At 66.3% G+C, this 12324-nt stretch carries 10 protein-coding genes; 2 read left to right on the forward strand and 8 right to left on the reverse strand.

Features of this window, described 5'->3' with window-relative positions:
- Positions 1-191: 191 nt before the first annotated feature.
- The 5 genes from RAH40_RS05295 to RAH40_RS05315 form a co-directional block, all read right to left on the reverse strand.
- Positions 192-1589 carry a M1 family aminopeptidase gene (locus RAH40_RS05295; protein WP_306601041.1) on the reverse strand — a complete coding sequence of 466 codons (1398 nt, stop codon included), beginning with the start codon at positions 1587-1589 and terminating at the stop codon, positions 192-194.
- Positions 1590-1633: 44 nt separating this feature from the next.
- Complete coding sequence (locus RAH40_RS05300; protein ID WP_306601042.1) at positions 1634-1975, reverse strand: hypothetical protein; 342 nt, start codon at positions 1973-1975, stop codon at positions 1634-1636.
- Between the two features lie 116 nt (positions 1976-2091).
- Entirely contained in the window at positions 2092-3192 is a 1101-nt protein-coding gene (locus RAH40_RS05305) for a sigma-54-dependent Fis family transcriptional regulator (protein WP_306601043.1), read from the reverse strand.
- Between the two features lie 315 nt (positions 3193-3507).
- Entirely contained in the window at positions 3508-5244 is a 1737-nt protein-coding gene (locus RAH40_RS05310) for a sigma-54-dependent Fis family transcriptional regulator (protein WP_306601044.1), read from the reverse strand.
- 173 nt (positions 5245-5417) lie between these two features.
- Positions 5418-5978, reverse strand: a complete 561-nt coding sequence (locus RAH40_RS05315; RefSeq protein WP_306601045.1) for a hypothetical protein — start codon at positions 5976-5978, stop codon at positions 5418-5420.
- A 158-nt stretch (positions 5979-6136) separates the two neighbouring features.
- Between RAH40_RS05315 and RAH40_RS05320 the strand changes: the two genes are divergently transcribed.
- Entirely contained in the window at positions 6137-6853 is a 717-nt protein-coding gene (locus tag RAH40_RS05320) for a cytochrome b/b6 domain-containing protein (RefSeq protein WP_306601046.1), read from the forward strand.
- A gap of 34 nt (positions 6854-6887) precedes the next feature.
- Here the strand turns inward: RAH40_RS05320 and RAH40_RS05325 are convergent, their stop codons facing one another.
- The 3 genes from RAH40_RS05325 to RAH40_RS05335 form a co-directional block, all read right to left on the reverse strand.
- Positions 6888-7205 carry a transcriptional regulator gene (locus RAH40_RS05325; protein ID WP_306601047.1) on the reverse strand — a complete coding sequence of 106 codons (318 nt, stop codon included), beginning with the start codon at positions 7203-7205 and terminating at the stop codon, positions 6888-6890.
- On the reverse strand, positions 7198-7617 hold the full coding sequence (locus RAH40_RS05330; RefSeq protein ID WP_306601048.1) for a hypothetical protein: 420 nt from the start codon (positions 7615-7617) through the stop codon (positions 7198-7200). The genes RAH40_RS05325 and RAH40_RS05330 overlap by 8 nt, the downstream gene beginning before the upstream one ends.
- Before the next feature lie 341 nt (positions 7618-7958).
- Positions 7959-8396, reverse strand: a complete 438-nt coding sequence (locus RAH40_RS05335; RefSeq protein WP_306601049.1) for a helix-turn-helix transcriptional regulator — start codon at positions 8394-8396, stop codon at positions 7959-7961.
- Positions 8397-9240: 844 nt separating this feature from the next.
- Here RAH40_RS05335 and RAH40_RS05340 point away from each other — a divergent pair.
- Entirely contained in the window at positions 9241-12282 is a 3042-nt protein-coding gene (locus RAH40_RS05340) for a caspase family protein (protein ID WP_306601050.1), read from the forward strand.
- Positions 12283-12324: the final 42 nt, after the last annotated feature.

Consider the following 12324-nt stretch of genomic DNA (forward strand, 5'->3'; position numbering starts at 1 on the left):
TTCTCCCAAGTTGCATCTTGAACGCGGGACCATCAAGGCCCCGTGAAGTAAGCGCCTGCCATCCGCTTCGCCTACGAAGCGGCCGGCACCGGCTCCTGGTTCAAGGTGTTCTGGGAACGCATCCAATCTCCGGGGATCACGATAACAGAAATGCCGGGACGAAGCGACGGGGCCGCGGACCGATCGGTCGCTCAGTTCTTGCCCGGCAGGGCCTCCCCCCAGAAACAGGCGTCAAAAAGCGGAGCGAAGTCCCGCTTGGTGAGGAACCTGAGCATTCCGACCACATGATGGGTGCTGCCTTGCTTCCAGGCGAAGTTCCTCTGGTAGGCCCTCAGGAACAGCCGGAACTGCGGGTCCCCGATCTGCTCCCGGATGGTGCTCAGCAGTGCGGCGCTCTTGTCGTAGAGGAGATTCTGGCGCGTCCGCCACGAGACCAGGAAATCCTTGTCGTAGAGCCGGTTGGCCATCGGGATGCTCGAGAGTCGGCTGGATTCCTCTCCATCCGACTTCCAGCGGGCCACCATGGTCGCGTAGGCCCCTTCCCCACGCGAGGCATTCATGAAGAGCCCCGCGCAGATCTCCGCGAAGCCCTCGCTCAGCCACTGTTCGGTCTCGGAAGGGAAATGCACGGCGTTGCCCCAGTATGCGTGGGCGATCTCGTGGAGGAACCGGCGGTTCAGGTCCTGCGAGGACCAGTCCCGGAGCAGGCTGTGCTCGATGTCGAAGGCCTCGTTGGTGAGGAACATGAGGTGGGGCGGCGCCTGCCCGTACCCGTAGGAGTTGACCTGGACGATGGTGTATTCCTTGAACGGGAAGGGCCCGAGGAAGGACTGGTAGAACTGGATGGCGGTCCTGGCCAGGCCCAGGATCCGGGGGACGCTGGAACCCGCCGTGTCGTAGCTGGCTACCCGCAGCGTGATGCCGTCCCGGGTTTCCTCCGTCAGGGCATAGCTGCCCGCCAGGGCCACGAAGAAGCAGATCGACCGATCGAAGGACGTCTCCAGGAGGTTGTAGTCCCCCTCGACGCGACGGACGCAGTTCTCGCCCGACGCGATGGGCAGGAAGGGCTTCTTCACTTTCATGCGGCAGCGCACGGTGTAGAGGTCCCCTCCCAGGCCGGACTGGGGGAACCAGGCGGAGGTTCCCAGCTTCCAGGAATTGTCGCCTCTGGGATGGATGAGGAAATCACCCTCGATGGCGAAGGCCAGCTTCACCATCGAACCGGCCGGCAAGGCCGCCGGGAGCTCCACCAGCAGCCGGTGGTTGAGGTGGGAGAAGGGGAGGGCCTTGCCGGCATCGTCCTTAACGGACGTGAGCTTCAGGGGCCGGAGGTCAGGAGCGTTCAGGTTCGGCTTCTGGAAGAAGCTCAGGAGATCGAGCGCCAGGATCCGGGTTCCCGGGCGCTGGATCCGGTAGGTCTCCTGGACCTGGAGCACCACGTTCTCGTTGTCGTGGGTGAGAAGGTCGATCCCCACGTCCGTCAGGATCACGGGTTCCGTTTTCGGTTGGCGATAGGACCAGCCCAGGGGCTGGCTGGAGACGACCACCCCCTCCGGGGCCACCCACGTTTTGCGCGGCCGTGGAAGCACGTGGAGCTCGAGATCCTGAAGCGGAAAGCCCGCGGTTGGCGGGGCTAGGGCGCTTCCGAATACAGCCCGCAGGTGGAAGGCTCCGTGCTCCAGGAATAGCCGAGCCTCTGCAAGAGATAGAACCTATCGTTCCGGTCGAAACCGAGGTAGGGGCGGTTGGATTCGGCCGGCCCCAGGATGATGGTCGACCAGATGTCCTGGTCCAAGGTCAGAAGCTGCTGTCCGGCGGAACTCTGGAAGCGGACGGCGATCCGGTCGCTCTTCAGGGACTTGGCGAAGTAGCTCAACGGGCTGTAGCCCGTGAATCCCGTGGTGGCGACCGACTGGATGGGGGTCCAGGCCCCGCCCGCTTTCCGGATAACGCACAGATCCGTGTAGGTGGCCAAATCGAAAGGATCGTGGCGGCGCAGGAAAAAGACATGGCAACGCGCCGGAAGCCCCCTGGACGCGATCGCGCTGGCCCAGGCGCGGCACCCGGCGGGAACGGCCTTCCCCCCGGACCTCAGGAGGCGGAAGGGAGGTCGGAGGCGGCCAGGGGAGGCGTCCTGGCCGCGCGCTCATTGACGATGCTTCCGTAGCTCTTGAGCTTCCGGTACAGGGTCGCGGTTCCGATCTGGAGCTGTTCGGCCGTGCGCACCTGATTGCCTCCATGGTAGGCCAGGGCCGCGAGGATGCAGTCCTTCATGGATTCGGAAAGGGGCCTCACGGCCTCGGGCGGCGGGCCTTCCTGGGAACGGCCGGCATCGGCCGCCGAGCGGATCTCTTCGGGGAGATCCTCGTATTCCACCCGGTCCGTGACGCCCAGGGCGATGGAGCGTTCCATCGCGTTGGCCAGTTCCCTGACATTGCCCGGCCAGGGGTACCGCACGAGTCCACGGGCCGCCAGGGGTTCGATCCCCTTGATCTTCCGGCCCATGGCCAGCGCCCTGCCCGCGAGGAGGAACAGGGCCAGGGGAAGGAGGTCCTCCCGGCGCTCCCGGAGGGCCGGGACGGCCAGCTCCACCACCTTCAGGCGATAGAACAGGTCCTGCCGGAAGCCGCCCTTCTCGACCTCGCCCGCCAGATTGCGGTTGGTGGCCGCCATGATCCTGACGTCGATGGGGCGCGTCCGGGTTTCGCCCATCCTGCGGATCTCCCGCTCCTGGATCGCCCGCAGGAGCTTGACCTGCATGGCCAGGGAGATCTCGCCGATCTCGTCCAGGAGGATCGTTCCATGGTCGGCCGCCTCGAAAAGCCCCGGCCGGTCCTGGATGGCCCCGGAGAAGGCGCCCCGCGCATGGCCGAACAGCTCGCTCTCGAACAGGCCTTCGCTGATGGCGCCGCAATTGAACGCCACGAAGGGTCCCGCCGCCCGCGGCGACTTCTCGTGGATGAATCGTGCCACCTGCTCCTTTCCGGAGCCGGTCTCCCCCGTGATCAGGAGGGTGGAATCCACTCTGGCCACGCGCCGGGCGACGTCCAGGATGCCGGCCATCGCGGGGCTCATGGCGAAGAGACCAAGGGCCAGCTGGACCGGATCGGGCACCAGGCGGGCCATGGCATGGTCGAGATCATCCGGGCGCGGCAGGTCCAGGCCGGCCTTCTCCGATCGCCGGCGAAGCACGGTCGTGGCCGCGAAGCCGCATGGGCGTGGCGCATGGCTGCAGGGTGTTCCGGAGTTTCGATATTGAGCGAACATGAAAATTCTCCTCAAGATGCTGGAGGGTCGTCATGGGATCGCCCGGTCGGCGTGCCCCCCTGGATCCGGGCCAGCGGGGCATTCCTGTTCAAGACCTGTGCCAACAGCCGCAACAAGGCCTTTTCGTTGGAATGGCATGGATTGCGGCCGGAAACCGGCCCGGGACGAGGGGCCGCGGCCTCGCCGCATTCGACGGGTTCCGCCAAATTCAACCGAATCCGAGGGACATCCGTTCCTTTGTCACATCCATTCGAAGCGCTGGATGCCCTCCTTGCGCATCCGCCCCCGCAGCGTGCTCGGATTCAGGCCCAGGATCAGCGCCGCGCCGTCCTTGCCGTCGATCCTTCCATGCGTCTGGCGGAGGGCCGCGATGATGTGGGCCCGCTCCATCTCGACCAGAGGTTTGAGAGGGATCTCGCCCGCGACGGGTTCCTGCGCCAGCGCCTCGAACGTGTCCATGACCTGCAGCGTCGAGCCCTGCGAAATGATGACCGCGCGTTCGATGACGTTCTCCAGCTCCCGGATGTTCCCGGGCCAGGAATGATTGACCAGCTTGCTCATGGTTGCGGCCGAGATGTTCTCGATCTTCTTCCCCGTTTCCCGGCTGAACTTCCGGATGGCCGACTCAACCAGGAGCGGGATGTCCTCCCTGCGCTGGCGCAGGGGGGGGATGACCACGGGGAAGGTGCTCAGCCGGTAGTAGAGGTCCTCCCGGAAGCGCCCGCTGGCCAGGTCCTCCCGGAGATCGCGGTTGGTGGCGGCGATGATCCGGACATCCACCTTGATCACCTGCGGGCTGCCAAGGCGGCAGAATTCCTTTTCCTGCAGTACCTGAAGGAGCTTGGCCTGCAGCTCCCAGGGCAGGTCCCCGATCTCGTCGAGGAAGATCGTTCCCTTGTCGGCCAATTCGAAGCGCCCGATCTGCTGGGCATGGGCCCCCGTGAAGGCCCCTTTCTCGCGGCCGAACAGCTCGCTCTCGATGAGGGAGCCCGGCAGCGACGTGCAGTTCACCACGACCATGGGGTGGTCCCTGCGCGCGCTCCGGGCGTGGATGGCGCGTGCGAGGGTGCTCTTGCCCGTCCCCGTCTCACCCAGCAGGAGCACGGTCGTATCCTGGGGGGCGACCGCGTCGATGCTGTGGAAGACCTCCTTCAGCGAACCGCTCTTGCCGACCATTTCGCCGAAGTTGTACCGCCGGTCATCCTCGAAATGAAGGTAGCTGTTTTCAGCCTCCAGCCGCTCCTTCAGGGCTTCCACCTCCGCCAGGGCCCGCTCCAGCGCCTCCTTGGCCACGGTCAGTTCCCGGGTGCGGTCCCGCACCCGCTGATCGAGCTTCGCGTTCAGCGCCTCCACGTCCATCCGGGCCGTCACCATGGCCGTGATGTCGGTGTCCACCGCGACCGCGCCGAGGACGTCCCCCTCCAGGACGACCGGGGCCGCGGAGCTGCGATGGATCCGCTCCGCCCCCGTCCGCGGGTCGGTATGGATCAGCTCCTCGGCGACCGTTTCGCCCTTCAGGGCTCGCGCGAGGGGAGCGTCCTCCGGCAGGATGGGCAACCCGGTGGCGGCCCGGCGGTACGGGAAGGGGAAGCCCCGGCGGGCTTCCTCCGGGAGGTCCTCCAGGGATTCGACGCCCAGCATCCTCAGGGCCGAGGAATTGCAAAGGACCACGGCGTCCTTCGTCGCGACCAGGACCGCATCGGGCAGGGACTCGATGATCGCGTGGAGTTCGGCGGCCTGGAACTGGGAGATCCTCCGGGTCCGCTCCAGTTCCTCCGCGCGGACCTGCTCCACGGATTCCAGGACGCGCTGGTGCTCCAGGAGGCCGTCCACGATGGGTTTCAACCGATCCTTCGCGACCACCAGGCGCCGGGAGGAGATGAGGGTACCCCCAGCCAGGTGGGCTTCGGACGCATCGTCCGTCTCCCGTTCGAGTTCCTCCCGGAGGTCGTTCAGAAGGGCCTGGAGCTTCTTCATCGGTTCCCTCCATGGCGTTCGATGAGGTTCCTGGATTCCGGGGCAGTGAAAAATCACGACATCGAGACTTCACGGGGCGAAATAATGCCAGACAGAATCTCACCCCCCATGGGGAAAGACCACCCCCAAGGCTGCGCTTGCCTCTCGGTCCGTCTGATTAAACCCGGCCGGGTTCAGGTTTCCCGGGGTCCGGATGCGGGCAGTCCCCCATTCGGCGCCAACAGATCCTCCAGGAAGAACGCCGCCAGTTCCGCCCGCCCCACCAGCCCCGCCTTCCGGTAGACCCCCTGGGCCTGCTGGCGCGCCGTGGCCTCGCGCGTGTTCCTCAGTTCCCCGATCTCCCGGGTGGAAAGCCCCTTCAACAGAAGCAGGGCGATCTCCCGTTCCGCCGGGCTCAACCCCCACCGGTCGAACTGCTGGTCGATGGCCAGGGAAAGCCCGCGCACCAGGGTTCCGGCCTCCTCCTGCCAATGCCGGGACTCCCGGCGGGTGGCAGCCAGGTCCGCGGTGAGCCGCCGGACCTCCTCCCGCCGGGTCCTCAGGGCCAGCAGCACCCATCCGGCGGCGCCCAGGGCCGCCAGGGCGGCGATCGCTTCCACCAGCAGGTGGGTCGGTCCGGTGGCATGCTGGGCCCGGTCCGTGACCAGATCGGCCACCAGCAACCCGGCGATCACCACCAGGATGGCGCTGAAACCGGCCCGGGGGGGCCATCGGCCTTCTGTCTGACTCGACATTTCTTTCCTTTGATTCTCAACAGTATAGGCGACGATGCGACATCCGTCGGATGGCGGGTCGGCCCCTCGTGACCGAGTCTGGGGGTCTCATGGAGGCCCGAATGCCGCACCAACCCGACCCCAATCTTCCGGATACCCAGGCAGGACAGGAGGAGGGGTTGAGCCTGCTCTGGGACTGGCCGACCCGGGTCCTCCACTGGGCCATGGCCGGCCTTTTCCTGGGCGCATTCTCCATCGCCGTGGCGAGTTCGGAACATGGCAGGGTCTTCCCGGTCCACGCCGCCGTGGGGCTGCTCCTCGGGCTCGCCATCCTGTTGCGGCTCGTGTGGGGGTTCGTGGGTTCCAGGCCGTCCCGGTTCGCTTCGTTCCCGCTCCGGCCCTCCAGCCTCGCGCGCTATCTGAAGGAAGCCCTGGCGGGCCAGGACCGGCCGACGGATGGCCACAACCCCGCCGCCGGGTATGCGGCCCTTGCCATGCTGCTGCTGCCCCTGGCCCTCGCAGCCACCGGCATCGCCATGGGCCTCGGCGGGAAATGGGCCGAGGAGGTCCATGCCGTCCTGGCCTACGCCATGCTTTCGGTGGTCGCCCTCCACGTCCTTGGCCTGGCCTGGTACACCCGCCGCCATCGTGAAGCCATCGCCTTGAGCATGGTCCATGGCCGGCGCCGTTTGCCCCAGGGCGAGGCCATCCCTTCCTCCCGTCCCTTCATGGGCGTCGCCTTCCTCCTTGTCCTCGCCGGCGGGGGGACCCTTATCTGGAATGGGCTGGACACCCGCAGACGGACCCTTCTCCTCCCAGGCATGTCGACGCCCATTTCGGTGGGGGAGAACGAGAAGGGCCGGCAGGGCCTGGAACATCAGGGAGATGACGACTGACGGCCCCGGGAGGATCGTCCCGGATCCCAGGCGCTCACGATTCGTCCGGAAGCGCGGCGAGGAAGGCCTGCAGCGATCTGCGGTAGGTGCGGAACAGGCTGCGGCCTTCGGAGGTGAGGGCCGCGGTCGTGCGGGGGACCTTGCCCTGGAACCGCTTCTCGATGCGCACGAGACCCGCATCCTCCAGCCTGGCCAGGTGGAAGGAGAGGTTGCCCACGGTGAGGCCCACCTGCTGGGCAAGAAAGGTGCAGTCCGCCTCCTCCAGCATCCACAGGCAACCCACGATGGAAAGCCTCGCGGGCTCGTGCAGGGCCTTGTCCAGGCCGACCAGGGAAGGCGGCATCTCAGGCATGGGCGGTCTCCCGGAGGAAAAGGGCCAGGAGGCCGCCGCCGGTGAGGACCATCAGGACCGGCAGGAAGACGAACCAGGAGCTCCCGAACCGGAAACCCCCAAGGTGGAGCAGGATCATGAGGAGGCAGAACGCGGCGTAGCCGAAGAACCGGCGCAGTTTCAGGAAGAGGCCGGTCAGGAACAGGGGCAGGGGCAGGAACATCACGTAGAAGATGCGGGTGATCAGCTTCGCCATTTGGCCTTCGTCGGCCCCTGCCAGGAGTACCCGGTAAACGCGCAGGGTCCCCGCAAGGGTGAAGACCGCCACCAGGGCGGCCAGGACCAGCATCGGGTAGCGGTTCCGCCACAGGGCGGCCCTGGCGAAGCCCGCCCTGGGTTCGAAGACCCGGGCCCTGAGGAGAGCGAACACCATCCTGCCCACAGCTCCCCCTGCGAGCAGGCCGAGGGGCAGTCTCAGAAGTACAAGGTGCCCCGGAAAGGGAAATTGCCACATGGCAACCAGGGCGGCGAAGCCCGCAGCACAAGCCAGGTCCAGGGAACCGTCCCGGTAGGCGGCACGAAGCACGGAAGAAGGGGTGGGACTGGGCTTGGCCATGGGGTTTCTCCGAGCAGCACAATCTAGTTTGTATTACAAACTTGATTGCATTACCACTGAAAATCCGAATTGATTCATCACCCGGGCGGAGCCCAGGCCGGGTACCCACTCGAGCCGACCTCGTCCAATCCGGCCGGTCAGCCCGTTGGAGACGGCCCCTACCCTGCCATGGCCGCGAGCCGGGCCGCGACCTGCTTCTTGCCCAGGCCCCGCACGGCGGCATAGGCTTCCAGCTGCTTTTGGCGAGGGGTGGACTTCTCCGCTTCCCAGTTGTAGATGGTCTGCGCGGAGACTCCCAGGAGCGCTCCCATGTCGGCGGCGGTAAGGCCGAAACGCTGCCGGAGGGAGGCCAGTCCCTTGGCGCTGAACCGCACGCGAGGCGCCTGGTCCGGATCCGCCTTGGTCCTTTTTTCAATGCCGGCGGTCCTGCTGAGCCGAGCTGCCGCTTTCTCAAGATCAACAATCCTTCGTTTCAAGCTGGAGATTTCAGCTCGAAACTGGGCGGAGGCCTTCTTGAGACCCTCGGTTTCCTTGCGGATTTCCTTCCTGGCGACCCTGGCGATTTCTTCTTTCAGGGCAGAAGCAATGTTTGGCATGGGGAGTCCCTTCCTCGTCGGAATCAAATAGATCTGGAACTAATCATACATGCCCTTTGCGCTCGGCCGTGATAAGCACCTTCCAGGGAGGGAACCCCCTCCCAAGGATGTCCACTCTCCGACATCGAGCCGCCTGAGACGGCCGTTGGGAGGCGGCGATCGACCGTTCACCGCCCATGCGCTTCTCACAGCCAATGCTTGGCAACAATGGAACCTGGGACGATGGAAATTCCGGGGCCGCCTCGACCTTCTGGGATGCCTTTCTGGCGGTTCATCGAGGCGGTCCCCGTTCACCCGGCCAGGCTTCACCTGGCCATGGAGGCAGCGTGTGCCATGAGAACCGGTATTGCCTCGATCTGCGCACACCCATGCGGAAGCGCCGCGCGCGGACGCTGGAAGCGACGGTTTCGGCCATCAACCAGCCGCGTATTGAACCCGCCAGGAAGCTCCATGGGGCTTGCCTTCACGTCCACCTTCCGGAGCGGTTGATCCCGGTGTGCGCCTGGTGCAGGCGGCTTCGGAAGGACGATTCCACCTGGGTGGCCCTGGGGCCGCACCTGACCATGGGCACAGCGACTTCCTTCACCCACACGATCTGTCCGGAGTGTGCCTCGCTGTGGACAGATCAGGAACACGGCTGAGGTTCCCGGCCCCTCAATCCCGGAGCAGACGCATGCCAAAGCAATTCATCCGGGGCGTGGAGGACACGAATTGCGATTGATCCATAACCAAAGCGCCTGCCACCCTCCGGCACGGGAAGGGATTGAATCCTCGAACGGAAGTGCCATCCTGGAGTCAATCCAGCCAGCCCGCATAGAGCCGCCTGCACCCCAGGAGCCCTGCCATGGTCCCTCCCTCCGCTCTTGTTCGCACCTTGACCGCGGCCCTGCTTCTCCTCGGGGCCTGGGCCCCGGCTCGCGCCCAGGAACCGGAAATCTTCGTGCAGCTCGGCTACAAGACCGACAGTGATTTCAACGGCGGCCGGAAGCTGGTCTTTTCTCCCGATGGCAGCCTTCTGGCTTCGGTGACCGGCGACAGCAACATCCGCGTCTGGGCGACCGAGACCGGGCGGGAACTGGCGACGCTGACCGGCCATGCGGGAGCGGTGAAGAGCCTGGCCTTCCTGCCGGACAGCCGCAGGCTGGTGTCCGGAGGCGAAGACAGGACCGTCAAGCTTTGGGACCTGGAGACCGGGCGCCTGGTGCGGACCTTCTGGGGCCACCAGGAGGAGGTGCGCGCCCTGGCCGCCAGCCCCGACGGGGCGCTGCTGGCCTCCATCGAGAACAAGGCCCTGCGCCTGTGGAACCTCGAAACCGGAGGGCTTGCCGCCGTGGTGCCGGCACCCGCGGACCCCGACGGCGCCAGCGGCCACGTGCGTCCGCTGCGCAGTGTGGCCTGCTCTCCCGACAGCGCCAAGGTGCTGATGGCCAACCTCAGCGGCGAGCTCTTCGTGGTGGGCGTCCAGGAGAGAAGGATCGTGGCCACCCTCCGGGGCGCGGATACGGGGGTCTATTCCATGCAGGACTTCCTCGGCACCGAACCCGACGGCAAGCTCACCCTCGGAGGCGCGAGCGCCCTGATCCACCTGGACCTCGCCCGGCTCGCGGTTGTCGCCCAGAAGTTCCCCTTGTTCATGTACATGGAGCACCTTTCGGCCAACGGCGACCTGTCGGTGGGCAGGACCCTGGGCGACCAGACCCTCCATGTCTTCGACGCGGCGGGCAAGGAACGCAGCGCCATCGTCCTGCGCGACAACGTCGTCCAGACGGCGTACTCGCCGGTGCGGAGCCAGGTGGCCGTGAGCGCCCTGGGCGACCACCTCGACCTCTACGACCTCGCGACGGGCAAGGTGGTCAAGGACTTCGGAGCACCCATCGCCCAGACCCACGGCTCCTCCTTCTCCCCTGACGGGAGGCACCTGTCCCTGAACGTGCATGTGGACCTCGTGGCCGGGAGGCCGGGGAGCGCCGACACCTGGGTGCAGCGGTGGGACCTCGGCCAGGCGGCCCTGGTCAAGTTCTACAACTTCACCGAATTCCCCAGGCCTCCGGCCGGGCTCTTCGATGCGCGCGAACCCGAAGCTCAGAAAAGGCACCTGGAAATGTTCCGGGAGCACCAGCGCTTCACCAGCGCCTCCGACTACTATTCTCCGTACGACGAGGCCAGCCGCTGCTTCTACGTCGTGAGCGCCGACCCGCCCTCCGCCTTCGAGGGCACGACCTACGTGACCATCCAGAGGGTCGAGGCCACGGACGCCAATGACTTCACGGCCAGGAATTCCGCGAACCGCTCCCGGTGGAAGACTGTGCACAGGTTCAAGGCCCACGCCCAGAACATCACGACCTTCGCGGTGACCTACGCCCACGGCCTCATCGCCACCGGCAGCGAAGACAAGACCATCAATCTGTTCTCGTACCGGGACCGGACCGTCCTGCGCACCCTGCGGGGGCACCTGGGCCCCATCACCCACCTGACTTTCTCCCCCGATGGCACCCGGCTGGCCTCGGAGTCGTCGGATCTCACCACCCGTCTCTGGGACGTGGCCTCGGGCAGGGAATTGGCGAGGTTCATGCGATTCAGCGACGGGGAATGGATCATCATCACGCCCCAGGGCTACTACAACGCCTCCGCCAACGGGGACCAGCACCTGAACGTCCGGAGCGGAACCGGCGTATTCGGCATCGACAACTACCGGGAGACCTTCTTCCGCCCCGACCTGGTGAAGACCGTCCTGGCCGGCGGGACCCTGGAGGGCTACCTCACCTTGGCCGAGGTCAAGCCGGCGCCCCGGATCAGCATCGTCCAGACCCCCTCCGTGGCCACCGCCCAGGACTTCAAGGTGACGGTGAAGCTGGAGGAGCGCGGCGGCGGCCTCGGCGACGTGCGCTTGTTCCTGAACGGCTCGGCGGTGCTGCTGGACACCGGCAGGGACGGAAACCAGGGCGGCGCGCGTGCGGTGAAGATCACGCACCGGGAGGAGCCCGGGGTGACCTACCGCACCTACCAGGTCAAGCTCGCCGCCGGCGTCAACACCCTGCGGGCCGCGGCCTTCAACGCCGACAACTCCATGCAGGGCAACGGTGCCACCCATCAGGTGGCCGCCACCTTCACGGCCTCGGGCCCGCGCACCCTCCACGCGCTGGTGATCGGCATCCAGGAGTTCCGCAATCCCAAGCTCAGGCTGAAGTACGCCGTGGCCGACGCCGACCTCTTCGCCCAGACCCTTCGCAATGGCGCCTCCGGTTTGTTCGGCCAGGTGCGGATCACCACCCTCACCACCCGGGAGGCCACCACGCGCGGGGGCATCGTTAAGGCCCTGAGGACCTTCCAGGCCATCAACCCGGACGACGTGTTCATCCTGTACCTGGCCAGCCACGGCACCGTGGACGAAGGGGAGTACTACCTCATCACTTCCAACGTGGGCGCCCTGAGCACCCAGCGCCTGAAGGACGACGCCCTGCCCCAGGGCCTGCTCAGGGAGCTGGTGGCCAACATCCCAGCCACGAAGAAGCTGATCGTCGTCGATACCTGCAACGCGGGCCAGCTGGGCCAGGCCATGCAGACCTCGCTCCTCACCCGCGGCATGAGCGAGGAGACCGCCATGAAGGTGCTCTCCCGGGCCGTGGGCTCCACCATCCTCTCCGCCTCCACCTCCGTGCAGGAGGCGCTGGAGGGCTATCAGGGGCACGGACTGTTCACCTGGGTCCTCACCCAGGGCATGCTGGGCAAGGCCGACAAGGGCAGGACCGGGGTCGTCCAGACCATGGAGCTGGCCGCCTACGTGGAGGTGGAGGTGCCCGAACTGGCCGAGCGCATCTTCAGGCGCGCCCAGTTCCCCACGGCCTCCATCAGCGGCCACGGGTTCCCGGTGGGGACCGTCAAATAGGAACCCAAGGCAGGCACACGTTCTACTGTGGCGCCCCGGATG

Origin of the sequence: Geothrix sp. 21YS21S-2, from assembly GCF_030846775.1 — a bacterium.
GTDB lineage: Bacteria > Acidobacteriota > Holophagae > Holophagales > Holophagaceae > Mesoterricola.

Coding starts and splice junctions, on each gene's coding strand:
- RAH40_RS05325 (WP_306601047.1), bottom strand. CDS start 7,205: ATGCCTGAGATGCCGCCTTCCCTGGTCGGCCTGGACAAGGCCCTGCAC.
- RAH40_RS05310 (WP_306601044.1), bottom strand. CDS start 5,244: ATGAAGAAGCTCCAGGCCCTTCTGAACGACCTCCGGGAGGAACTCGAA.
- RAH40_RS05330 (WP_306601048.1), bottom strand. CDS start 7,617: ATGGTGTTCGCTCTCCTCAGGGCCCGGGTCTTCGAACCCAGGGCGGGC.
- RAH40_RS05340 (WP_306601050.1), top strand. CDS start 9,241: ATGGTCCCTCCCTCCGCTCTTGTTCGCACCTTGACCGCGGCCCTGCTT.
- RAH40_RS05315 (WP_306601045.1), bottom strand. CDS start 5,978: ATGTCGAGTCAGACAGAAGGCCGATGGCCCCCCCGGGCCGGTTTCAGC.
- RAH40_RS05335 (WP_306601049.1), bottom strand. CDS start 8,396: ATGCCAAACATTGCTTCTGCCCTGAAAGAAGAAATCGCCAGGGTCGCC.